Annotated in this window: 12 protein-coding genes and 3 pseudogenes; 7 read left to right on the forward strand and 8 right to left on the reverse strand. The window is 57.1% G+C overall.

Features of this window, described 5'->3' with window-relative positions:
* Positions 1–241 precede the first annotated feature (241 nt).
* Positions 242–406 carry a hypothetical protein gene (locus TRM7615_RS25620; RefSeq protein ID WP_165821510.1) on the reverse strand — a complete coding sequence of 55 codons (165 nt, stop codon included), beginning with the start codon at positions 404–406 and terminating at the stop codon, positions 242–244.
* A 176-nt stretch (positions 407–582) separates the two neighbouring features.
* The gene (locus TRM7615_RS26040; RefSeq protein WP_108792282.1) at positions 583–9,123 is read right to left on the reverse strand and encodes a hypothetical protein; all 8,541 of its coding nucleotides are present in this window, start codon (positions 9,121–9,123) and stop codon (positions 583–585) included.
* Positions 9,124–9,929: 806 nt separating this feature from the next.
* Between TRM7615_RS26040 and TRM7615_RS26045 the strand changes: the two are divergent.
* The 5 genes and pseudogenes from TRM7615_RS26045 to pcaF all read left to right on the forward strand — a co-directional run.
* Positions 9,930–10,064 (forward strand): annotated as a pseudogene (locus tag TRM7615_RS26045) (IS5/IS1182 family transposase); the annotation flags it as partial.
* Positions 10,065–10,310: 246 nt separating this feature from the next.
* Positions 10,311–11,852, forward strand: a complete 1,542-nt coding sequence (locus TRM7615_RS23265; RefSeq protein ID WP_108792284.1) for a class I adenylate-forming enzyme family protein — start codon at positions 10,311–10,313, stop codon at positions 11,850–11,852.
* A 2-nt stretch (positions 11,853–11,854) separates the two neighbouring features.
* Entirely contained in the window at positions 11,855–13,072 is a 1,218-nt protein-coding gene (locus tag TRM7615_RS23270) for an acyl-CoA dehydrogenase family protein (protein WP_108792286.1), read from the forward strand.
* A complete protein-coding gene (locus TRM7615_RS23275; protein WP_207775265.1) occupies positions 13,069–14,241 on the forward strand; it encodes a CaiB/BaiF CoA transferase family protein in 1,173 nt (390 codons plus the stop codon). Before TRM7615_RS23270 ends, TRM7615_RS23275 begins: the two co-directional genes overlap by 4 nt.
* Positions 14,241–15,445 (forward strand): annotated as a pseudogene (gene pcaF / locus TRM7615_RS23280) (3-oxoadipyl-CoA thiolase). Before TRM7615_RS23275 ends, pcaF begins: the two are co-directional and overlap by 1 nt.
* Before the next feature lie 302 nt (positions 15,446–15,747).
* On the opposite strand, the pseudogene TRM7615_RS23290 reads toward pcaF, so the two are convergent.
* From TRM7615_RS23290 to TRM7615_RS23305, 4 genes and pseudogenes are all read right to left on the reverse strand, one after another.
* Positions 15,748–16,706 (reverse strand): annotated as a pseudogene (locus TRM7615_RS23290) (LysR family transcriptional regulator).
* Positions 16,707–16,779: 73 nt separating this feature from the next.
* Positions 16,780–17,166, reverse strand: a complete 387-nt coding sequence (locus TRM7615_RS23295) for a hypothetical protein (RefSeq protein WP_125133736.1) — start codon at positions 17,164–17,166, stop codon at positions 16,780–16,782.
* 211 nt (positions 17,167–17,377) lie between these two features.
* Entirely contained in the window at positions 17,378–18,445 is a 1,068-nt protein-coding gene (locus TRM7615_RS23300) for an NAD(P)H-dependent flavin oxidoreductase (RefSeq protein ID WP_108792294.1), read from the reverse strand.
* 153 nt (positions 18,446–18,598) lie between these two features.
* Positions 18,599–19,969, reverse strand: coding sequence for an aminotransferase-like domain-containing protein (locus TRM7615_RS23305; RefSeq protein ID WP_108792296.1), 1,371 nt, complete (start codon positions 19,967–19,969; stop codon positions 18,599–18,601).
* Positions 19,970–20,121: 152 nt separating this feature from the next.
* Here TRM7615_RS23305 and TRM7615_RS23310 point away from each other — a divergent pair, with 152 nt between their 5' ends.
* Positions 20,122–20,502: a DUF983 domain-containing protein gene (locus tag TRM7615_RS23310; RefSeq protein WP_370739834.1), complete on the forward strand. Its 381-nt coding sequence runs from the start codon at positions 20,122–20,124 to the stop codon at positions 20,500–20,502.
* Here the strand turns inward: TRM7615_RS23310 and TRM7615_RS23315 are convergent.
* The gene (locus TRM7615_RS23315; RefSeq protein ID WP_165821512.1) at positions 20,499–22,253 is read right to left on the reverse strand and encodes an FAD-dependent oxidoreductase; all 1,755 of its coding nucleotides are present in this window, start codon (positions 22,251–22,253) and stop codon (positions 20,499–20,501) included. The two genes, TRM7615_RS23310 and TRM7615_RS23315, sit on opposite strands and share 4 nt — an antisense overlap.
* 120 nt (positions 22,254–22,373) lie before the next feature.
* Here TRM7615_RS23315 and TRM7615_RS23320 point away from each other — a divergent pair, with 120 nt between their 5' ends.
* Positions 22,374–23,504, forward strand: a complete 1,131-nt coding sequence (locus tag TRM7615_RS23320) for an aminotransferase class I/II-fold pyridoxal phosphate-dependent enzyme (RefSeq protein WP_108792302.1) — start codon at positions 22,374–22,376, stop codon at positions 23,502–23,504.
* Here TRM7615_RS23320 and TRM7615_RS23325 read toward each other — a convergent pair.
* The gene (locus TRM7615_RS23325; RefSeq protein ID WP_125133737.1) at positions 23,501–24,280 is read right to left on the reverse strand and encodes a sulfotransferase family 2 domain-containing protein; all 780 of its coding nucleotides are present in this window, start codon (positions 24,278–24,280) and stop codon (positions 23,501–23,503) included. The genes TRM7615_RS23320 and TRM7615_RS23325 overlap by 4 nt on opposite strands.
* Position 24,281 lies beyond the last annotated feature (1 nt).

Consider the following 24,281-nt stretch of genomic DNA (forward strand, 5'->3'; position numbering starts at 1 on the left):
CCCTACTCAGGTTCTTCTCTTCTCTTCTCTCTCTAAGACATCTTCTCCATTACTTATACCTATTAATGAGGTAGATAACCCTAGATAAGAGGCCTCCTCTGAGTGGGGCATAAACAGGGGCATTCTCAGGATCCTCGGCATGGTGCTCATCGATGGAGATCAGCGATTGCATGGCCTGGTCGCTGATGTGTGCGTTGGTGAAGGTCGGAACCACCACTGGGCCCTTGCCCCCGTCACGACCTTAGTAGTCATAGGTTTCTTCGGCCATCGGGTTCACGCCGGAACCAACGAACTCTCCCCAGGACTGGCTGTCATCTAGACCAATCGTGTTCACGTAGCCCGGCTCGCCGGCTTCATACATTTTCTGCATGGAGGCGTTTGCCGCCGCGATCTGAGCATTGACCATGTCGCGGTCGGTCCACTGGAACGGATACCTTTGCCTGTAGCTTCTGCTTTAGATTCTTTCCTGTACCGCAGAGCGGCGCACACCTTGACGCCGTTTCCGAAGATTTCAAACTCGGGATCAGTCGAAAAAGCAAATGAGCTTGGGAAGAAACCACTAACAAAATCCCCCGTTCCCAATCACAACCCCCAAATGTTCAGGTCCTGATCGTCAAACCGGAAGTACTCAACATCCATCAGATGGTCGGTACCGTCCGCGCCTACAACGGTCACTTGGTTGCTCTGCGCCCCCGTGCCTCGCGTCAGCGTGTAGTCGACTGAATTGCCGCTGAAAATGGCATAGTCAGAACCCGCGCCACCGCTGATCTGGTCATCACCAGCTCCGCCCATCATGTAATCGACGCCACCATAGCCAAAGATGAAGTCATCTCCTTCCAGCCCATTGAGCTGGTTGCGCTCATTCGACCCCGTTAGTCGGTCATCAAAACGCGAGCCCACAAGGTTTTCAATTCCAAAGTACAAGTCCCGAACCGCGTCGCCGGCCGTGCCATAGCCCGTTTCCTGCCCCCCAAAGAGCCCCGCTCCGTTACGCAAAGACGCGCCCACACCTGAAGTCGACTGGAAATACGTAACCGTGTCCAATCCATCGCCGCCAAAGTAGCGCTCGCGACCGCCGGTGGATCCGACAAACCAGTCATAGCCGCCTAAGCCTCTGAAATCGTTCTGTTGCGCGTCGCCATAGAACACATCCTGGTGGGACGATCCGGTGACCCGTTCAACCGAAACCAACGTCAACCCATCTGCCAATCCGGTGCTTTGCGTCGGATCCGAAAGATCCAGCGTCACGCCCCCAACAGCCGCACCCGCAGGCGGTGCGCCATTCATGGAAAAGATGTCCTGAACCACCGGGGCGCCGTTGCTTTGGGCCTCCAAGAATGTGATCATATCCAGCCCATTACCACCGTCCAGCGTGTCATTGCCCGCAGTCGCTATGAACCAGTCGTAATCGCCGATGCCGCGTAGCTCGTCATTGCCATTCGTCCCCCGCAACACATCAGCAAAGATCGATCCAGTGACCCGTTCGATACTGATCAGTTCGTCGACCTCACCGCCGAAAATATTTGCCGTTCCTGCCCCAAGATCGAGGTTCAGCATAAATGAAGTCCCGCGCCCCGCGACCTCACCGACATCAGAGTAAGACACCATGTCACGCTCAGACCCACCATTGACCGTGTCATTTCCACGACCCGGGACGATCCAGTCATAACCTCCTAGGGCGTCGACAAGGTCTGTATCGGCAGTGCCCTGCAAAACCTCGGAATTCTCAGTTCCGGTGATCAGATTGTACAGAAACTCGACAACGACAGTTTCGGCGCTGAGAACTGTTTCAAATGTGCGGCCGCCATCGGTGTACTCAATACGTGCTGTTATCCGCGACCCAAGATCATCTTCTGTCACAAGATATTCCGGATCATTTTCACCTGTAATCGGTGTGCCGTCACGCAGCCAAGAATATCTGAGAACACCCAACCCGTCCCCGTCGCCGATTGAGTTGGTGATTGCGTGAAGAACAGAGCCAACGGTCACTTCACCATTTATGACGACCTCACCTGTCGGTGCGTCATTCGAATTGGCAACCGGATCGCTGGCTTTACTGACAACAGATTCTTCAGTTCCGCCACCATCGGTGTAACTTGTGACTACCGTGATCTTGCGTCCGACATCGGCCTGTTCCAACTGGTAGCTTATCGAAGTCGCCCCGGCGATATCTTCTCCATCGCGTTGCCACTGATAGGTGAACGTATTCAACCCATCGATATCCTCAAGCTCGGTGGTGTCAGCGGTAAGCGATTGACCTTGCTTGGCAATACCGCTGAGTTTGACAACTCCAGTCGGGCTTGCATTGTTGGAGCCTGAATAAATGGTCACCACCGACCCATCTTCCAGTGTCAACGTCCGAACACCGTCCGTTGTTTGATCAATGATGGCTGCTTGTTGTGCGCTTGAAAGGTCGGACATGTCAAAGCTGTCCACACCCTCGGCAAAGTCGGTGATCGTGTCGTTGCCCATGCCTTCTGTCAGGACAAAGACATCCGCACCACGACCGCCTGTCAGCGTGTCATTCCCGGTTCCCCCATCAAGCGTGTCATCGCCATTTCCGCCATCAAGGCTGTCCGCCCCGACATCAAGCGAAGAGGTCGGATCACCAGCGTCCTTGAGCTTGCCGGATGTTCCACCGCCCCAAAGTTGATCGTTACCGTCGCCGCCAAGCAAAGTGTCATTGCCGGTGCCGCCATCGATCAAATCATTCCCGTCTTCACCGTTCAGGAAGTCGTCACCATCATGTACGAAAAACGCCACATCATCGGCCACTTGCCCCGCTTGGCGGATGTTTGATGGACGCGGGCTTGGGATATTGCTGGTGTCCGAGATGTCATATCGTACTTTGTCGCCATTACCGCCGAACATCGTATCGTCGCCCGAGTAACCGACAAGCGTGTCGTTGTGGTACGAACCCACGAACCGATCATCCCCATTGAAGATGTTCGTTTCCCAATAGGTCCAAGGCTTATCCAGCATATCCAACAGCGGTTTGCTAAAGCCGAACACAGACATCATCGATGTGTTGCCGCCCGAAAAATCGACCTTAAAGTTGTTGGCGGTGCCATTGGCAGGATTTAGGAATCCGGAACCCCCAAAGAGTGCACGGCCACCGCCATTTTCGAACGCTGTCGTAAAGTGGACTTCATTCCCACGATTAGACCCTTGGCTGGCCGTCCCAACATTGAGGAACTGCGCCCCTTCACCTTCGCGCGAGTTGTCGATGCCATAGTCACTAACGAAATAATCTGCGGCAAAAAGCTGGACGTCTTGCTCTGGCAGAACGATCAGGCGCAACGCCTCTGTATCCAGCGACTGATCGCTGAACGTAAACCGTTCTATGCTTTCCAGGCGATCTACCGTGCCATTGTGGTGCACCAGGATGTAGTCGGGGTGATCAAAGTCAAATGTCGCGTCGGCAAGGGAAAATCCATAGCTAACTTCGTCCAGTCCAGCACCGCCCTGGATCAGGTCGTTTCCGCCACTCCCTACAAATGTGTCATCGCCGCGCAGCCCCATCAGGGTGTTGTTGCCGTCGTTGCCCTGCAAAATGTTGGCAAGGACGTTGCCGGTGCCGTCCAGATTGCCCATGCCGGTAAGATGCAGACCTTCAAAATGATCGCCCAGCGTTGTGGTGAATTGAGTTTGGATCGTATCGATCCCCTCGCCCACCGCTTCGACCAATGTCTCAGTGTTGTCGAACACCACATACAAATCGTCGCCGCCGCCACCAAGAAGCGTATCGGCGCCGCCCATGCCATTCAGCGTATCATTTCCGCCAAGGCCCCGAAGTTCGTTGATCCCGGAGTTCCCGAGTAGTGCGTTGGCGTCGCCGTTGCCTGTACCGTTGATATCTTCAGCGCCCGTCAGCGTCAGGTTCTCGACATTGGCCTGCAATGTGTCTGACACCGACGTTTCAACCAGATCGGTACCTTCGCCAGCGTTTTCGACAGTGATTTCCGAGGCATCATCTACGACGAAGACATCATCGCCCGGCCCCCCCATGAAATGGTCCCGTCCAGCACCACCAATCAGACTGTCGTTGCCACCGCCACCATGCACGTGATCATCGCCAGCGCCGCCATCCAGCGTATCGTTGCCAAGTCCGCCCTCAAGCGAGTCGTTGTCCGCCTCGCCACTTAGCAGGTCATTGCCGCCACGGCCCTCTATCGTGTCATCACCGCCTGCACCCAGAATATTGTCTGCGATCTCGCTGCCGATCAGCAACTCACTTGTATTGTCTCCTGCAACGATCAACCCCGCCAAAGCAGACGCCGAAAGTGTCACATCGGTGAACTCAAAAAACTCGACATCGTCATTGACGTGGTCATCTTCCAGGATGGTGCCGCCGTCCGCCCTGACAATCCGAACCCCGGTGGACGTGCGCGCAACAATGACGTCCGTGCTGGCGACATCAAACGACACGGTGTCGGTGCCAGTTCCGCCCGACATTGTGTCGTCTCCACCGCCGCCTTTGATGTGGTTGTCTTCGCCGTCACCCGTCAGGATGTCGTTGAATGACGAGCCAACCAGACCTTCGATACCGGTCAAAACATCGCCTTCGGCATCATGGCCCGACACTGCTGACGTACCCAAATCAATCTGAACCGCCCCAGAGGATCCGAAATAGCTTGCCGTGTCGTGTCCCAACCCGCCGCGGATCGTGTCCGCTCCTATGCCGCCGTGGAAAGTGTTGTTTTCGGCATTGCCGGTAAAGTCGTCATCGCCCGATCCGCCAGCAACCAACTCGATATTTTCGAACTCATCAAACGCAGCGTGATATGAATCAATAATCGTGAACTCTTGTTCCGGCAGCAGGTCTCCGTCGTCCGGCAAGTAACGAATGTCGTTCAAATCACTGGCTTCACGCGCAAATTCCGGATTGAAGTACCGGAACAACTGTTCTGGGGTGATTGGATCTTCTTGGAGACGGGTGCCGCTTTCGAGCACTTGGTAAGTATATCTCGTCTCGTCCGTCCCCGAGAGAATGGTGTCGCCAGCAACCCCCAATGGATCTTGAATTGAAGTCAGCGAGTCCGTCCAAACCGTACGATCGAGCGGGATGAAACTGGAGACCAAACCTGTGGACATACCGGCACGCGAACCAACGCCAGCCATAACGACAGTGATTGAATATTGCAGAATTCCATAATCGAGGTAATCGAAGCCGGAACCACCGTCGACCATGTTGTAGCCGGCACCACCGCTCAGCCAGTCATCGCCGCCGCCACCGTTCAACGTATCGTCGCCCAGTCCCCCGGAAAGGATGTCGTCGCCATCGCGCCCCTCAAGCGTGTCGCGACCTTCATGTCCAGCCAAAACGTTGTCGTTTGCATCACCGGACAGCGCATCGTCACCCACACCGCCGCTTAGGTTCTCGATGTTGATCAATGTGTCTGTGCTTGAGCCACCAACAGCCGTTCCCAGGTCGAGATCCGCCGTGATGCCGGACAGATCGTTTGTCAGTCGGTCAAATCCACCCTTTGGATCCTCTTGGTACAATGTCCAAGACGCCGTATCGATTCCGTCGCCGCCATCCAGGGTGTCGTTGCCATTGCCGCCATGCAATGCGTCGTTGCCAGAACCGCCATCAATTTCGTCATTGCCATCGCCTCCGAACAGAAGGTCCAAGCCTCCCTCGCCCTCGATGGTGTCATTGCCATCCCAACCAAGGATCAAGTTGGTTTCATCATCGCCAACCAAGTGATCGTTGTTCTGCGATCCGGTCAGGTTTTCAATCCCGGTCGCACTGTCGCCCTCGGCATAACCTCCGGACAACACACCGGTTTTCAAGTTGACATCAACGGCCTCACGACTTGTTTCATACGTGAGCTCATCAACACCGGCGCCGCCCCGAATATCTTCGCGGAAATCCCCGGCGACAAACAGATCATCCCCTTCTTTACCATCGAGCAACGTAAACAGACTGACATCGAAGTAAGAGCCATTGGGGTCTGTTGAAAAAGACGGATTATACGTACCCAGAACGTCGTTTCCTTCACCGCCATCAAGGTGATCGGAATTTTGCTGGCCAGCGAACAAGACGTCATCGCCCCCATTCCCGAATACGGTTATGCCGGCTTCAGGGCTGCCCACTGTAATTATGTCGCGATGTTGCGAACCCAGGAACACTTCCATTTCACCCAAACCATGAGTGCGCCCACCCGGCTCTTCTGTATTGGCATCCGCAACGCGCAGATCCGTCACGGTTCCCGGATAAGTTTCACCTTCCACAACAACGCCCGGCAATTTGGGCACTGTGCCGTTCACACCAAGAGTGGGCTGAATGAACCGTGGATCATCAGCGTCTGCGACACTGATGGGTAATTTGGAAACAGCCGTGCCATTCCCGTTCGTCGCCGTTAGGTAGATGTGCCACGAAAAATCGCTCTGCGAAAAGTCCATGGTGTCGATACCGGACAGCGGGGTCGAACGATTGTCATCGCCGAAATACAGATCACCTTCCACCCCAGTCGAGCCCGAGATGACAAAGGTGTCGCTGCCGTCTTCACCAAACATGGTATCAGGAGTCTTGGAGCGGCTATAGAAAAGATCGTCGCCCTGGCCACCAGAAAGCCGACTGCCCGTATCGATCGTGCCGCCGTGTAGTGTATCATCGCCGTAGCCGGCAAAGATGGTCTGGGTCACATCCCGTGCGACCTCCAGGTAATCCGAGCCATCCGAGCCGAACAGCCAGTCAATGCCTTCCAGCCGATCTTCACCAAATCGATCCCCCAAAGAAACGCTGGTGGTGTATTTGGAAACGTGCTGAACACCAGGTGCGTTGCTGGCCGTCACGGCGATCCCGCCGGGCAGGTCGAGCCGGTTTTGATCAATGCCGGTGTCAATAAAATCGACAAACCCGAATTCGTGAGAATAGGCGTTTGTTGTTGTCACCACTGTATAGAACATCGACGCCTGATTGCTGGCGCCTGCAAGGATTGTGTCGTTCCCCCAGCCCCCAATGAACTGGTCCAAACCTGTGCCGCTGATAATGAGGTCATCACCCCTGTCACCAACGATTGTGTCGTTGCCTTTGCCACCGATCAGCGTGTCATTGCCCCCAAGGCCACGGATCTGATCGTTGCCATCTTGCCCGTCGATCTTGTTCGCAGCGTCAGTGCCCCAGAACAAATCATCGTGGTTGGTCCCGTTAAGGTGCTCGACCTCTCGGATAATGCCGACAAGGGGGGCGCCGGGGTCCGCCTGCATGCGTCCAACAAAGTCGACATCAATATTGACCGAGGTCGGGCGGAAAAGATTATAATTTGCGCCCTGGGCCATGTAGACGCTCATGCCGTGTGGCATGGCGGAATAGATGACGGAGTCCTCTCCGGTTCCGCCGATGACGATATCGTAGGTACCGCTGCCGTCGCCGATAAAGAACGTGTCGTTGTCCGCACCGCCATCCAGATAATCACCGGGGCGGCCGAGATTGATGACGGTCAAGTCGGCATTGGCCACACTGGTCAACTGGTCCTTGCCAGATCCGGTGCGAATGTCATCGAACCCGACATTGCCATAAACCCAATCAACGCCGTTCGATGCGGTCAAATAGTAGGTTTGCCCTTGAATGACCTCGGTCACGTTGGACGATCCCACATGAACAAAGCGCATTTCCCCCGCGGGGCTCTGGGTGCGGACGAAACTGTCCAAGTCGCCAATCGGCAAGAGAAAATCGTTGAACACGACGTCTTCGATGCCAGTTAACGTATCGGCACCGTCGTTGCCTTCGACGCCAGACCGATAATCGCTGATGATCCAGGTGCCGGTGCCATACCCATCATCTCCGATGATGCTCACGATCGCATAGTCGTCTATCGACCCGGAATACAGTACAACGTCACGCGGTGCCGGATTGTTGGCCCGCGTTGACCCATCTCCGCCATTCAGTTCGTCGTCACCGCCACCGCCGATCAGGAAATCCATGTCGTTGCCGCCGTTAAGCGTGTCATTGCCTTCGCCACCGACAATCAAATCGTCGCCGTCCGAGGCCCTTACGGATTCATCGGGGGTGTTGTGCAAAAGCCCAAGGTGAATGTCATCGCCTGACGTCGCTGGGCCCAGCACAGTGGATAAGAACCCGGGGGCCTGCAAATCGGCAAGTAGCTGATCCAGCGGTTCACGTATGTCGAATTCGAACGGGTTAATCAGGTTGAGCTCGAAATTCAGATCGAAATTCACATCGAACAGTTCCAGAATGTTCACGTCCGGAAGAATGCCCGCGATTTCATCGCCAACCTTTTCCAGCAAGTCCTGAATGCCTGTCGCTTCGATAATGGCGTCCAGCACTGCCTCGAGCGGCGCCAAAATCCAGCCAAAAATTGAACCCAGCGCATCCAGAACCGGACCCACGGCGTCATAGACTGCAATCAACGGGTCAGCGAGGAACTCGAACTTGTCCATAACCTCGTCGAGCAAGGCCTGGAAATTTTCAAGAATGTCGAAATCCAGGTTTATGTCGACATCAACTCGAAGCTTGTTGATCGCCGCTTCGACGGTCTCAATCACGTTGTTGATGGTTGCCAGTGCAGAACTGGCACCGCTAGACGCGGTATTGATGTCGTCGAACAGTGTTGAAAGCCGTTCCTTGATCGCTTCGATCTTGGGGTCCACAACGCCTTGGCTGTCCGTGCCAAAGTCGGAATCTACAAAGATCTTGGCATCGTCCAGCTTGTCACCAACCACAGTAAGCCGCTGCGATAAGCCCTTTGTTGCGTCAGCTTCGGCTTTCAGGCCGTATTCCAGCCCCCGCAAGACTTTGTTCATCGCATCAAGCCTATCAAGGTAGGGCTCAAATTTGACCTTAAGTTCCTTGGCCTTGTCTTCTATTTCAAGAATGCGCTCGTCAACTTGGTACAAGATACGGCCAAATGGCTCTGCGACTGGCTTGAGCACCCCGATCTTGGCAAGGACTTTGGCGACTTTTTCACCACTGTCTGCGGTCTTATGCAGTTTGTCGCTGACTGAGGCGATCCGACCCGGCAACTTCATAGATTGACGAACAGCAAAGAGAATGTCTCTTGCGTCATCAATGACAATCGAAGTGCTCAGAAGGTGGTCGGAAAAATCCGACATTTCGTTGGATAGCTTCTTAAGATTGGGCGCTGCAGTTGGCATGTAGACCTCATGGTACCCGGTCTCAAGATTTCGACCGCGGGTTATATGCCCTGTCACAGCGCGCCAATTGGGGCACACTCTTTACACGAACCTCGATGCCAACCGGTTGGGCAAAAGCAGTAATGGTCGGAAATCAAACTCAAGAAACTTAAATCAAGCTGAGCGACAGAAACGATTATGTAAAGTTTTTTCCGCGTGTGGAGCCATACAAGCAGCTATTCCATGGGCGACGCGCTGGCCTGCCTAGGTTCGTTCGCGCAACATCGGCAACACATTATGCATTAGCGGCAACAGGCTAAGGGACCAAAACCGACGGATGAACGGCGGCAGGATGCGGTACAGATCGCGCTGACCAGTGACCCAACGCTGAGCAAATGGAACGTCACGCGCAGAGACACGGAAATCGTTTCGCAAGAGCGATTTGAGCCACGCTCAAGAGAGTTACCGGCCCCGCCGTGAGAACCTGCGTTCTAACTGAGGCAGCCCCGCCGCAAGAACCCTCGCGTACACTGGAACCTCTGATGCGTTCTTTGCGACAAGTATCAGGATCTTGGCGCTACGTCGCGGGAGAGACCACACAGAGACGCACAACGAAATCGAACAGCATTTGAGACGCTCGACCTGAGCGGCGTGGAGCACGGCTTGCCAGTGCGCCTTGAGGCGGCATGGCACAAAACGTGATTTTTGCAGCCGCCGTTGTGGGCAAGGTCCTGGTGACGGTGGATCGCTGGCCACCACCGGAGCCTTGTTGAAGGCCAACCTTTTCGTGACATGCCTATCTGACATGCACCGCCTGTCAGTGGAGGAACTGCATCAAGCTGCGCGGCCACGCCCCCGTGGCCCGCGATTTCGATCTCCAAGTCCCTGAGCTAAATGACCGTATCGCAGTGCTAAACGGATACACCGCGCTTGGTGCACCTGCCACAAGGGCCGTGGCATAAATCCCTCCGCAGAAAAGGGAACAGCGGTCAGACCCCGATTTGTACAACAAGGCCGAAAATAGGAGGTTTGACCACTTGGATCGCTTCCGTCTGTGACGCGCATCTCAAGACATAAGAAAATCAGATGGAGTGCAGATTTAAATAATATTTTCTTTGCGTAAAGCAGATTTCTATTCTTGCCGCACTGATCTTTTGCCGCCCGGCCCCATCGAGAGAGCCCGTGCGCCCATACGCAAGGACACTGCCATGAACCTCGGAAACCTAGTGACTCGATCAGCCCTGTTTTGGGCGGAGCGTGTCGCACTCAAGGATGAACGCGTCGAACTGACCTATGCGCAATTGGACGACCACACGAACCGCCTTGCGGCCGCCCTGACCGGGCTGGGTGTTGTCAAAGGCGACAGGGTCGCCGTGCTTTCCTGGAACCGGGTTGAGATTGCCGAGGCCGAAGTGGCGCTGCTGAAAGGTGGCTTTGTCCGTGTGCCAATCAACGCACGGCTCTCGACTGATGAGGTGATCCATGTCTGTGCCGACAGTGAGGTGCGAGTGTTGATCACGGATGAGGCGCATCTCGCTGCTGCACAACATGCTCTTGCTGAAAACTCCGGGTTGCAGACGCTGCTCGTCATGGGGGACGGCGGCAGCTTCGAAGACGCTCTTGCGCAGGCAGACAGCAGCCCTGTCAGCGTCGAAATCGATCCCGACGACATCGTCGTGCATCATTATACCTCAGGATCATCCGGTGTGCTCAAGGCCGCGATGCATTCGCTGCGCAATCGTCGGGCGATCTTGCGCAAGATTACCTTTCGCTCGCGGCTTTATCCCGATCAGCCCGAGACGTTTTTGCACGTGGGACCCATTACTCACGTGTCCGGGATGGCGCTTATGCCCTTGCTTGCACAGGGCCACACCAACGTCATCCTGTCGCGGTTTGACGTGGACATGTATCTTTCGACGCTTCAGGCCGAGAAAGTGACACAGACCTATCTGGTCCCGACCATGATCAACCGCATCCTGGCCGCACCGAACCGAGGCGACTACGACCTCTCCTCACTCAAGTTGCTTCGGTACGGTGCGGCCCCCATTTCCCCTGCGCGCCTACGCGAAGCGGTCGAGTTCTTTGGCCCGATTCTGAACCAGGGCTATGGCGCGGGCGAGGTCTGTTCCTCGGTCACGCTGTTGACCGAAGCCGACCACGCGCTGGCCATGAACGGACGGCCGGAGCTGTTCAGCTCTTGTGGGCGTGCGCTTTTTGAAACCGAGGTCAAGGTTGTAGATGACGAGGGCAACGCGTTGCCTGTGGGAGAAGCGGGTGAACTGGTCGTGAAGGGCGAGGATGTCATGCAGGGCTATTTCAACGCGCCCGAACTGACGGCGCCGGTGCTCAAAAACGGCCGCTATCACACTGGCGACATCGCTTACATCGACGACACCGGCTATATCTTCATCATCGACCGCAAGAAGGACATGATCGTCACCGGCGGGTTCAATGTGTACCCCAACGAGGTCGAGCATGCGCTGTTCGAACGCGCGGAAGTGTTCGAAGCTTGCGTTGTTGGTGTTCCAGACGCCGACCTGGGCGAGGCCGTCAAAGCCGTGGTCGTGGCCCGCGATGGGGCCGAGATCGACGCTGAGGCCCTGATCACCCATTGCGCCGACAAGCTTGGCAAGTTCAAGAAACCGCATTCTGTCGATGTTGTGGCCGAGCTCCCCAAAAATGACGCTGGCAAGATCCTGCGACGCCAAGTGCGCAACAGATATTGGGCCGGTTCGGATCGGAAGGTGTGACCATGAGCCAGGGGTTGAACCGAGCGACATCCGGCCTGGAGACCGGGAAATTTGCCGAGCTGCGGAGTAAGGTCAACGATCTGCTCTACAATGAAATGCTGCCGTTCGAGAAAGAGAACGGGCTGACCCATGAGACGCGGTTCGAGCGGGAACAGCTCGAAGAGTGGTGGAAACGCTCGCGCGAGCTGGGCATCTACGGCTGCAACCTGCCCGAACAGTTCGGCGGTCTGGGCCTGTCGATTGATCAGCTGTGCACACTGAAAGAGGACGCCACCCGGTCGAATGCGGCACTCTATGGCTGTGTTCTGGGTGAGAACGGTGGCCCGATGCGGATCGGCTATATAATCACACAGGCCACGGACGAGCAGAACGAAGAGTTCTTCTACCCAGCAGCCCGCGGTGAGCGCGCAGGGTGTTTTGCCCTATCCGAACCCAACGCAGGCTCCGACGCTGCCCGCATCGAAACACGTGCCGTCAAGGACGGCGATGACTACATCATCAACGGCCACAAGCGGTTCATCACCGCCTCGCGCACCGCAGATTTCGCAATCGTCATGTGCGTGACCGACCCGGATGCAGGGTACGATGGGGTGACGGCGTTCCTGGTGGATGCGAAATCGCCGGGCTACCGGATCGAGGGGCATTATCTGCCCATGTCGGGCCAGCACATCGACAACGATATCATTCTGGAAAACGTCCGCGTGCCGGCGCGCAACATCCTGGGCGGATTGGGGCGTGGCTTCAAGCTGGGGATGGAGCGGATCAACATCAACCGTCTGCTGCAATGCCCCACCATGCTGGGTCATGCGCAGTTCGCGCTGGAACAAGCGTTGGACTATTCGAACCGTCGTGTGCAGTTCAAACAACCCATCGCCAACTTTCAAGCGATCCAGCACATGTTAGCGGACATGAAGACCGCGAATTTTGCCGCGCATTCAATGATCCATGCCGCCGCTGCCAAGGCCGACCGGGGCGAAAACATCCGTACCGAGGCGTCGATGTGTAAGGTGTTTGTTGCCGAAAATGCGTTTCAGGTGGCCGACAAGGCGATCCAGATCCACGGCGCCACCGGCATGACCAAGAACCATCCCGTGGAATGGGTTTTCCGCCGCCTGCGCATGTTCCGCGTGCTGACCGGCAGTTCGGAAATCCAGCGCAACACCATCGGCAAAGGCATTCAGAAGACCTGGAAAAAAGCGAACCCTGAGGCAGCTCAATGACGAACGATTGGTCTTTTTTGAACGGCATGCGCATCATTGACCTGTCGCGTTTACTGCCTGGTCCCTTTGCGACCCAGACGCTGGCCGATCTCGGCGCCGAAGTTATCAAGATCGAGGAACCCAAGCATGGCGACCCTGGGCGTCGATTGGGCAAGGACATGTTTGCGCGCCTGAACCGCAACAAGCGGTCGCTGACGCTGGATCTTAAGTCCGACGAAGGCAAGGCAGTGTTGACTGATCTGCTTAAAGGCGCTGATGCGGTTATCGAGAGTTTCCGCCCCGGTGTGATGGACCGGCTGGGCTTTGGGTATGAAGCGGTGAAGGCGCTGAATCCCGCCATCGTCTATTGTTCGCTCTCGGGCTTTGGTCAAACCGGCCCCTATCGCCAACGCGCAGGCCACGACATCGACTTTTTGGCGCTGTCGGGCTATTTCGCGGTGCCCTCTCAGGTCAACGACAAGCTCGCGCGCCCCAAGGTGCGCCTGTCGGATTATGCCGGTGCTATGTACGGCGCGCTGTCGCTGGCAGTCGCCATGGGCTCGGCCAAGATGAGCGGTAAGGGGCAGTATCTAGACGTCTCGATCACCGATGCGATGGTCAACTGGTCCGCGCCGCTGGTGCGGATCGCGCATGATCTGTGTGACGGCGACCCGGACCGGATGTCGTTTGTGATGCCGGACAATGACATCTTTGAAACCAAGGATGGCAAGCACGTCGCCATCGGTCTGTTTGAAAACAAGTTCTGGCTGGTTCTGGCGGACATGATGGGCGACGAGTTCCCCGATCTGCGGCGCGAGGACTACAAGACCAACAAACTGCGCAACCAACAAAAGGCGGCAGTACACGGGCTGATGTCACAGATGTTCGCCTCGAAGACTCTGGCCGAGTGGGAGGAACTCTTTGGTCCGACCGATCTGCCTTGGGCCGTGGTCTATGAAGACATGCGCCTGTTCGACGACCCGCATCTGATCGAGCGCGGGATGTTCGGTGAATTGGGCGCAGGCGAGGACAAGACGTTCCAGGCTGGATACCCGACCAAATTTTCGGCCGGTCTGAATGAGTTCCGCACCGCCCCGCCCAAAAAGGGGCAGGACACCTACGAGATCCTGCGCGGATTGGGTCATGACGCAGCCGCCATTCAGGCGATGCGCGATGCGGGGGTGATCTGATGACGCAAGCGTTCATTTGCGATGCCATCCGCACGCCCATCGGGCGCTACGGCGGTGGTTTGTCCGGGGTCCGGGCCGACGATCTGGGTGCCGTGCCCTTGAAGGCCCTGATGGAGCGGAACCCGAACGTGGATTGGGAGGCTGTGGACGACGTTCTCTATGGCTGCGCCAATCAGGCGGGCGAAGACAACCGCAACGTGGCACGTATGTCGTCGCTGCTGGCTGGGCTGCCCGAAAACGTGTCTGGTACAACCCTTAACCGGCTTTGCGGCTCGGGTCTGGATGCCGTGGCCTATGGCGCGCGTGCGATCAAATCGGGCGATGCCGAGCTGATCCTCGCAGGCGGCGTCGAAAGCATGAGCCGCGCGCCTTTTGTGATGCCCAAAGCCACCAGCGCCTTTTCCCGCGCAAATGAGATGCATGACACCACCATCGGCTGGCGGTTTGTCAACAAGTTGATGAAGGCCCAATACGGCGTCGCTTCGATGCCGGAAACAGCCGAGAACGTGGCGGAGGACTTCGGCATCAGCCGCGAGGATCAGGACGCATTTGCCTGCGCTCGCAACAGCGGGCGGCGGCGGCTCAAGCGGCTGGGGTCTTTGCCGAAGAGATCACACCGGTCACCATCCCGCAGCGCAAGGGCGATCCCAAGGTGGTCGACACCGACGAGCACCCGCGCTCGGAAACCACAGCAGAAGGGCTGGCCAAGCTGCGCGCGCCCTTTCGTGAGGGAGGATCTGTGACGGCGGGCAATGCGTCGGGCGTCAACGATGGCGCGGCGGCTTTGATCATCGCCAACAACGCGGCCATCAAGCGCCATGGGCTGACCCCGCGGGCGCGAATTGTGGCCGCCGCTGCGGCGGGTGTTGCGCCGCGGATCATGGGCTATGGCCCTGCTCCGTCTACACAAAAGCTGTTGTACCGACTGGGCATGAGTATCGACCAGATCGACATCATCGAGCTGAACGAAGCCTTTGCCGCACAGGCGCTGGCCGTCACACGGGCCCTTGGCTTGGCAGATGATGCAGCGCATGTGAACCCCAATGGCGGCGCAATTGCCTTGGGGCACCCCTTGGGCATGTCGGGCGCGCGGTTGGCGTTGACAGCGACCAATCATCTCTCACGGACCGGGGCTTCGCTGGCGCTCTGCACGATGTGCATCGGCGTTGGGCAAGGAATCTCCGTGCTTCTGAAGCGTGTCTGACGATCTTAGCCTCAAGTATCCCCCACCTCGCGAAGCGTCCTTGGGGTTGGTTTGGTCGCCTTACGTGGCAATCGTATCCATCGTTCATTTCTCAACAAATTTTCTAAGCATCGGATTTCCGAGCGCCTAATGCTGACGCTGAATTTCAGCACCGCAGCAACGATTACTCCCCTCGTCCTGGCCCCAGGCGCTGCGCCAATCGGTACTGCTGGCCGACGATGGAGGATTGTTGAAACAACCACGAGACTGGCACTCGGATGACAGGACCAGAGCGTCAATCTGAAGGAGGATCCAACCCGGCTCTATGATTTCTGATTGTCGGCTCTTTCGATGGCTAGGTCGCCTTTGATAATCCCTGCTTCAAACAGCTCATGGCAGATCTCCATCATTTCTTGCCGCACCACTCGCGTGGCTGCATTCAATGGTTGATTTCGTGGCCACGCCAGAAAGATGTTCCGAACCAGGTCCGGATTCACCAACCTTTGTGCTGTAAGTTCACCTCGGCGCCACAAGGCGTCGAATGACGGCCAAGGCAGGACGCCATACGTAACACCGCTGCGAATATAGCTGATACGCAAGCGCGTAGACTCGGTCGTGACACGCAAATTCAGGGTCCGCCCCATTTTTCTGCTGCATCTTCGATCATTTCACGCACGGCATGAGATTGTTGGCTGAGCACCAGAGGAACAGAAAAAAGTCGTTCGACATCTACGGTTTCCAATCCATTGCAAACCGGATCATCCGGCCGACGTTTTGAAACCAGAAACAAAGGTTCGGAATAAAGATGCAGATATTCGGCTTTGGGGCTCTGCTCGCGTGTCGCAAGGATGCCAAGGTCGACGCGCCCATTTTCGATCATTTCCTTAACTCTAAGCCCGAGTTCTTCCATGATCCGCAAATCGACTTCTGGGTATTTTCCAGTGATCCTCTCAAGCAACAACGGCGCGACGTGCACACCCAGCATGGGGGGCACAACAATCGATACTTCTCCTCTGGGGGTGTCGGCTTCCTTTCGAACGTCGTCTGTTGCTTGCTTTATCTGCGCCACGATCTTTCGTGCATGCTGGTACAGGACCTCGCCGGCCTTTGTCGGCTTTACACCCCGTGACGATCTAACCAACAAATCCGTGGTAAGTTCTTCTTCGAGGTTTGCAATATGCTGACTGAGAGCGGGTTGCGCAATGTGTAACACCCGGGCGGCACTGGACACGCTGCCTTGGTCAACGATCGAGATGAAGTATCTGAGTTGGCGGATATTCATCCGGTCCTCTGCAACGTAGGGTAGTCAGTTTGCTTATACCGCAGATGCCGCGAGAAGAGAATATGATGATGTGTTAGCTAATGTCTTGCGCAAATGACGATCTGAACTTCGCACCCCAAACGCCGTCTATTTCCATGACGACCCACAGCGACCGAAACGATACGATCGGAGCGCCATCCCTGTCGAACCGTTGGACCAGAGCATCAATGTGAACCTTTGTGCTGCTGGCTTGCAGAGGTTTCAGGTGACCCCATTCTGTATGGCCCCAGTTTCCACCCGCCCGCCGGTGAAAATCATCCATGTAGTTCCGGTGATTTTCCCAAGTTTTGACTGTGTCGCCCGCCAAACGCAAATGAGGAAAATGCAATGTTCTAGCAACGCCTTCCGGATCGCGCGCATTCAGGGCGTCGACATGCCGAACCATGACATCAAGAGCTGCCTCTATGGCTTTGTCATTCACACTTTGCCCCCCGGAACCACCACGCCACGAACCGTTGGGTTTCGGCGGCGATGCGTCTGTTGAAATGGCGATAGTCGCGCCATTTCAGACCTTAATTTGCGAGCGCAAGAGGGCAAAATACAGAATACCTATGGGCGAAATAGGATTCCACGATGGCCACTTTTTTGTCGGATGTAACGCGCGCCTGCAGCGTCACAGCCACATTTCATGTTTACATCGAACTCTCTGCCAATTCTGCCTTAAGGGCGGACATGAGCTCATGCGCTGGCAATGACCGGGCCAGCGGCGCGCCCTGCCCTGCCCATTGCGCTCCGTACCCGCCTTCACCCTTGGCGCTGGCTGCAGAATTTAGAGATTTACCCGCATCATAGGTACGTGGGTAGTCTGGGACATCTGCATCCGACACATCCTGCCCCCATCGCGTGAACCGGTTCTGCAAGCATCTTGCCGGTCGGCCCGAGATAACCCGCGTCATCACCGTGTGCTTTGCTGGATCACCCAGCAAAGCCTTGCGGTAAGCTTCGTTTGCACTGCTTTCTTCGCAAGCAACAAAAGCTGTCCCCAACTGCACCGCAGCGGCCCCGAGAGAGAGCGCCGCCCGAACACCTGCGCCGTCCATGATGCCTCCGGCGGCGATCACCGGAAGCTTGGACTCGCGAACCAATATGCGGGTCAGAGCAATGGTTCCATGCCGATCATCTGGCGCGTTTTCGTCAAAACACCCCCGGTGTCCACCGGCCTCCCATCCTTGTGCCACGATCGCGTCCATACCCGCGCTTTCGGCCAAACGCGCCTCGTCCAGGTTCGTGGCGCTGGCGATCAGATAGGTGCCTTGTGACTTGAAAGCAGAAATTTGTTCCGGGGTGGGCAGACCGAAGTGAAAACTGATGACCCCCGGCCGCGTCTCCAGCAACATGGCCGTCATCTCTTTGTTGCCCACAAATATATCGTAGATCTCGCTCAAACTCGGGGGCGGCGTCGCATCAAAGGATGCAAACTCAACCTCCAGACGCTCCAGCCATGCGGCATCCAACCCCTCATCTGCACGTGCGGGGCGATGGCAGAACACATTGGCATTGATGAACCCATCTGTGAGAGATTGCGCCTCTTGGATCATGGCGCGAGCGCCATCCACCGTGGCGGCCCCCACGCCCAACGATCCCAGACCACCCGAAGTCGACACTGACGCCGCCATGGCGGGTGTCGAAACGCCTGCCATCGGTGCCTGGATGATGGGCACTTGCAGGTTCAACCGACTGCAAAATTCCGTGCTCTTCATGGACCGCCCCCTCGAATGGTCTCTTACGTATATTGCGGTCACGTTAGGGGCATATCTGACCGAAAGCCATGCTCGGTTCGCCAACATCTTTTCATGCGCCTCCGGCGCGGGAACAGCGATTGAGCCGAGGTGCAGAATTAATGGATCCGGACCCTAACCGATCCATACCTTGGTCAACACCGCATCCCTCAATTCAGCGAGATCCTCGGCCAGTTGCGCCTCGGAAATTGGGCCGCCCAGACAAACACGCATGGCTTCGGCCGGTGGGCCCGAGACCGTGAAGGCGTCACTTGGCATAAGACCGATTTGGCGACCGGTCATTCGCCCCATAACTTCGGCCCGGCTGGTGCCGGGCGGCAAGGTCAGCCAAACATTGAACGCCTCGTCCTGTCCACGGACATCGCACCCCCTGAGCACATCGCGAGCCAAGGCTTGCCGCCGCTTTGCCGCGCTGCGCACGAAACCCTGAAGCGCTTCGGCGGTGCCGTCCTCGATCCAACGGCTCATGAGCGCCGCACTGATCGGTGACGTCATCACATTGCTGGCACGTAAAACCTGCGCAAACTGCCCCTTGGCTTGCCCCACAGGCACGGTTGTCAGTGCCAAGCGGAGACCAGCTCCGAAACACTTGGACAGGCCCGCAATGTGCCACCCAAGCTCAGGGATCAGAGTCGAAATCGGCGACGGCGCGTCCGAGGCCACAAAGCAGCACGCATCGTCCTCTATCAAAGGGATGTCGTGACGGCGTAGGATGTCAGCGACCCGCTGCCTGCGATCTTCGGGCATTGTATAAGCCCCAGGGTTCTGCAGTGTGGGGTTCAGATAGACCGCAGACGGCCAATGCTCGAGAATGGCGCGCTCCAATGCGTCCGGCAGAATCCCCTGGGTATCGATGTCGACCCCAACAAGGCGCACCCCAAGTTGCGCGGTGATGGCCCGCACACCGGGATAGGTCACCGCCTCGCACAGAACCGTTGGCCCGCTTTCACTCAGGTGTGACAGCACCGCGTGAACAGTCGCATGGGCCCCCGGCGTTATGACCAGTTGCTCGAGCGCAACGTCTTGCCCGTTCTCGGCCATCCAACGTGCCGCAATCTCGCGATCCTGCTGGCTGCCGGTGACGGATTGATATCGCAAGAGCGGCACCAGATTGGCCGAGACATGTCGCAACCCCTGCTCCATGCGCGCGATCAGTTCGGGATCATCCGGTTCGGGCGGCATATTCATCATTGGGTCTTCTTCCATCGCACGGCGTGGGTCTGGTGCCTCGCGCTCTTTCGATGGTGCCCGTACAAATGTCCCTCGGCCAACAAAGCTTTCGATATAGCCCCGTTTGACCGCTTCGGCGTAACCACGCGACACGGTGGTGAAATCCACGCCAACCTGCTGCGCCACCTTTCGCTGCGCTGGCAGGCGATCACCGGGCTTGAGCGTCCCCGCCTCGATATCGGCGCGGATGGCCTCGGCGATCTCTACGTAACGCGGCTTGCCTGTCTCTTGCAGGGTGAGGTGCCATTGGGTCATCGGTGTCTCCATCGCCGGAATGACAATGGAGATAACCGTACAAAGCGATCATTGCAAATCATTAAGCATCAATTACAGAAATTGTATGGATATTGATTGCATTTCCAGCGCGACTCACCTAGATGCAACGCTGAAACCGAAGGACGCAGATGATGACCGCTGACATCCAATCTCAAGACAACACCCGTGACCTGAAGCCCGCCATAGTGAACGGGCTGCGTATGCGCTGCCCCAAATGCGGCAAGGGCAAGTTGCTGCACAGCTATGTGAAGGTGAACGATCATTGCAGTGCCTGCCAGCAACCCTTTCACCATCAGCGCGCAGATGATGGACCCGCGTATCTGACGATTCTGATCGTCGGTCATCTGATGGGCTTTGCGCTCCACATTACCTGGGTTCAATGGCGGCCAGAGCCTTGGGTGCTGGCGACCACAATGTCCGTGGTGGCCGTTGTCGGGGCGCTCGTTCTGCTCCCGCGGATGAAAGGTCTGATGATCGCCTATCAATGGGCAAAACGAATGCACGGGTTCTAACGACGCGCACTGGTCATCCTGCCTTCCAGGTGATCTGCCAACCGTAGGGTCAAGGCAACCATCATCAGCGTCGGATTGGCATGACCCGACGTGGGAAAGACTGACCCGCCGATTGCATAGAGCCCTGCCACCGTGTGGACAGCGCAGTCGCGGTCCACGACCCCCAGTTTTGGATCGTCCGACATTCTGGTGGTGCCAAGAGAATGACCCAGATCGAAGATCGGTGCAGTCGCTGGCTTGCCCTCTTGCACCCAAGGCTCGGAGATCAGGGGCGGCAATCCGGCTTGATCAAAGCTAGCGCAAAGCGTGTGCGCCAGCTTCAGCAGGTTCGATCGAGCGGCCTCTCCCCCAGACCAGGCGACATGCGGTATCGGCGATCCGAAGGGGTCTCGCGCATCAGACAGTGTTACGCGGTTTGCCGGGTCTGGGGGCTGTTCCGTCGTTGCTTCGAACCGTACACCAGAAAGCTTGACCGGCAAGTGCCCAGACCGAAGGTCACCTGCCAGCGTGTTTGGCATGAACCGCACCGCAAGATCCGCGATGCCCCGCGACAGGGTGTCCGGCAGATACCCTCGCTCCAATACACGGGCCCCCGCCCCCCTCGCCAGTCGCACCGGGCTGCGCAATACAGACCCGACATCCGAGGTCCACGCCTTGCTTTGCCCACGCAACAGCCGTCTTAGCGCTGAAAAGGGATCATCTGCGGCCCGTTCCGCCGTCACGAACAAAGCACCGTTAAGCCATTGCTTCTTTCGTTGCATGTGATCCGTAAGGGCCAAACCGTACATGTATGCATGGCTTTGCCCATTTCCGCGCAACCCAAACAAACCGAACTGGGCCGCCATTCGGGACAGGTGATCAGGGGCTGCACGCGCCACGACCGCGGTTGGGTGGTCCATCAGGTATCGGCCCACCGTATCATGGTCATTGCCCAGCCCGTTTGGCGTGTTCTCGCGAGACAGAAGTAGAAGCCGCGCGTTTTCGATCGCACCCGCGGCCAGCACGCAGACTGGCGCCTCGACCTTTATGTGGCGCCCGGCCAGACTGCGCGCTATGAGCCCCGTGCAGCATGTCCCGTCGGCGGTGCTGTCCAAAGACGTAACGGTGGCCTGGGTCACAACCTGAACACCCTCGGGAAGATCTGCCTGGAAATCTGCTCCGAACCGCATGATGTCGGTCATCTGCCTGCGCGAACGGGCAAACTGCCAGAACATTGTCCGCAAAGCCTCGTTTTCGGGTGACAGCGTGGGCGGATCGCGCCGCAAAAGTTCCCATAAGCGTTCATCATAGACGCGGGGCCCAAGGTTCAGCAGATCAGAGGCCCGCTCGATAAATGGTGCGAGTTCTGCGCTGTCCATCGGCCACCCGGACAAGGGCACCCAATTGCGCGCTTCGTAATCTATCGGATCAAGCGGCGCCGATTTTCCGGCCCACGCCTGTGTCGACCCACCCAAACCACGACATCGAACGCCGTATTGCTGGTGATCCCCCGACCAATGACGCGTCAGTGTCTTGTGATAGCTGTCTCGGGTTGCTGCTTCCTCGTCACTCCACCCCGGCATCTCCACGGCATTCAACGTCTCGTGTGCGGCATCCTCGGTCGCCCCGCCGCTTTCCAGCAAAATAATCCGCCGCCCGGGTCGCGACATCGCGCGCGCCAAGGTCAAACCACATGCCCCACCCCCCACGATCAGAAGGTCGGCGTGCAGTGTGTCTGTGGTCTCTATCTCATTGAGACTTTGAACGGGCATCATATTTTTGCTTTAGTGACCAGAATGCAGAACAAAGTGTCATATAATCTACCGCACGCGGCAACCGCTTGTATTGAAGCGCCGCCGCCCGTGGTGGATCAATGTATTGGAGTGGGTTGAATGGCACGCTTGGGCATGCGTGAATGGATGGCCGTCGGGCGCGTCATGGCGAATGGGCCCCTGACGCGCACGGAACGCCCTGGGGGGCCATGTGATCGATTCGAAGACGAATTGGCCCAATTCGCTGGGTGTCAGGGCACCCTAGCCGTCTCCAGTGGCACCGCTGCTTTGATATCGGCCCTGCAGGCATGTGAAATCGGCCCGGGTGACGAGGTGCTGGTGCCCGCCTACACTTGGATGGCCAGCGCCGGAGCCGTCCTGCACGTGGGAGCTGTTCCGGTGTTGGTCGAGATCGACACGACACTCACCATAGACACCACCGATCTTGCATCCAAAATTACGCCGCGCAGCCGTGCGATCATACCGGTCCACATGCTCAACCGACCTTGCGATCTTGAGAGCATTTTGAGCATCGCCCGCACGCATGATCTGAAAGTCATCGAAGATGCGTGCCAAGCGGTCGGCATCCGCTATCAGGGACAGGTTCTGGGCACTTTTGGGGACATGGGCACCTTCAGCTTCAATCAGCACAAAAACATGACCTGCGGCGAAGGGGGGGCGATTTTGACAAACGACCCCGACCTCTTGACCCGCGCCAGGAACGCGCATGACATGGGTCTGGGGTTTCGACAATCCAACACTACCGATCCGGACGAAATATTTCTGGGCAACAATTTTCGTCTCAACGAAATGCAGGGGGCGATCCTGCGGGTGCAACTGCGCAAGTTGCAAAGCCGCATCGATCGAATGACCCGGCGCGTCGAAGTCATGGCAGATCAGCTTGGGTGGGCGGGATATCCGGTGGCCCCGCTGCATGATGATGGGCCAGCGGCAAGCCTGGTGCTGACGTTTGATACCGAGCTCGAAGCCGTTCAATTCTCGGAACGACGCGGTGCACGCAGGTTGTTTGACACGTCAAAGCATGTGTACACCGAATGGGGGCCAATCCTGACCCGCAAGATGGCTCATCCTGGTATCACACCTTGGGCATGGGCCGGGCACCCCAATGGCCCCGGACCGGACAGCTGCCCCAAAACCTTGGATCTGCTCAAACGCAGCTGCACGATCAATGCCATGCCGGACGTGCCGTTGCCCATCGTGCGCTACCTGGCCAGAAAACTCGCGGCTTAAGTCGGGAAAACCCGCTTCCAGACCTCGATATCGGGGGCACAGATCGCCTGCACTTGGGCCAACTGTGCCTGGTTCAAAGAGGCCCGTGAAACCACATTGTCAGACTTGCTTGTCTTGTTCCGATGCCCGATCCTTACGCGCAAGCCAAGTGTCTGACGAATGTCACCAACAAACCCGTCCAGGTCATCCAATCGCCCCACAATATCAAACTGCTTCAGATGATGCACTGCCCGGTCAATGGCTTCGGGTGATTTCAGGTCCGTATCGGTTGGCATATCTGCAAAGATCTCGACAAATTCGGTTCCCATCATTCCAGCCCGTCGGCTGGCAAGAAACGTGTCAAAGTCCTCTGAGACATGGCCATGTGACCCCGGCCTGCTTCGGTTCCAGTTGTAATGAGACAGAAACCGCGAAACCGGGTCTCGCAACAGGGTTATGAACTTGTAGCTGCCTTTGAATTCGGTGTGGGCGACATGTGAAAATGGCACGTGGGTCGAAATGCAACGCACATCGTCATACATCAGATACAGCAGCATCTGTTTCCGCAGATCATTGACGTCAAGCATCATTTGATCCGTGTCGGTGCGACCGGAAAAAGCCTTGAACGCCTGGAACGAAGCCTCGGGTTTGACCGTCGCCTGACTGGACAGGTATCGCATCCGCAAAGCGCGCCCTACCGATGTGCCTCCACACTTTGGCACATGATGAAAAACGACGCGTTGTGGAGAAAATTGGTTCAGCAACGCCTGATTCAACTGCCGAGCACGTCCGATCATG

It is taken from the genome of Falsiruegeria mediterranea M17 (genome assembly GCF_900302455.1).
GTDB lineage: Bacteria > Pseudomonadota > Alphaproteobacteria > Rhodobacterales > Rhodobacteraceae > Falsiruegeria > Falsiruegeria mediterranea.

What these genes read in the sequence shown, in the direction of transcription:
- TRM7615_RS25620 (WP_165821510.1), bottom strand. Translation starts at nt 406, where the DNA reads ATGGTCAATGCTCAGATCGCGGCGGCAAACGCCTCCATGCAGAAAATG.
- TRM7615_RS26040 (WP_108792282.1), bottom strand. Translation starts at nt 9,123, where the DNA reads ATGCCAACTGCAGCGCCCAATCTTAAGAAGCTATCCAACGAAATGTCG.
- TRM7615_RS23265 (WP_108792284.1), top strand. Translation starts at nt 10,311, where the DNA reads ATGAACCTCGGAAACCTAGTGACTCGATCAGCCCTGTTTTGGGCGGAG.
- TRM7615_RS23270 (WP_108792286.1), top strand. Translation starts at nt 11,855, where the DNA reads ATGAGCCAGGGGTTGAACCGAGCGACATCCGGCCTGGAGACCGGGAAA.
- TRM7615_RS23275 (WP_207775265.1), top strand. Translation starts at nt 13,069, where the DNA reads ATGACGAACGATTGGTCTTTTTTGAACGGCATGCGCATCATTGACCTG.
- TRM7615_RS23300 (WP_108792294.1), bottom strand. Translation starts at nt 18,445, where the DNA reads ATGAAGAGCACGGAATTTTGCAGTCGGTTGAACCTGCAAGTGCCCATC.
- TRM7615_RS23305 (WP_108792296.1), bottom strand. Translation starts at nt 19,969, where the DNA reads ATGACCCAATGGCACCTCACCCTGCAAGAGACAGGCAAGCCGCGTTAC.
- TRM7615_RS23310 (WP_370739834.1), top strand. Translation starts at nt 20,122, where the DNA reads ATGACCGCTGACATCCAATCTCAAGACAACACCCGTGACCTGAAGCCC.
- TRM7615_RS23315 (WP_165821512.1), bottom strand. Translation starts at nt 22,253, where the DNA reads ATGCCCGTTCAAAGTCTCAATGAGATAGAGACCACAGACACACTGCAC.
- TRM7615_RS23320 (WP_108792302.1), top strand. Translation starts at nt 22,374, where the DNA reads ATGGCACGCTTGGGCATGCGTGAATGGATGGCCGTCGGGCGCGTCATG.
- TRM7615_RS23325 (WP_125133737.1), bottom strand. Translation starts at nt 24,280, where the DNA reads ATGATCGGACGTGCTCGGCAGTTGAATCAGGCGTTGCTGAACCAATTT.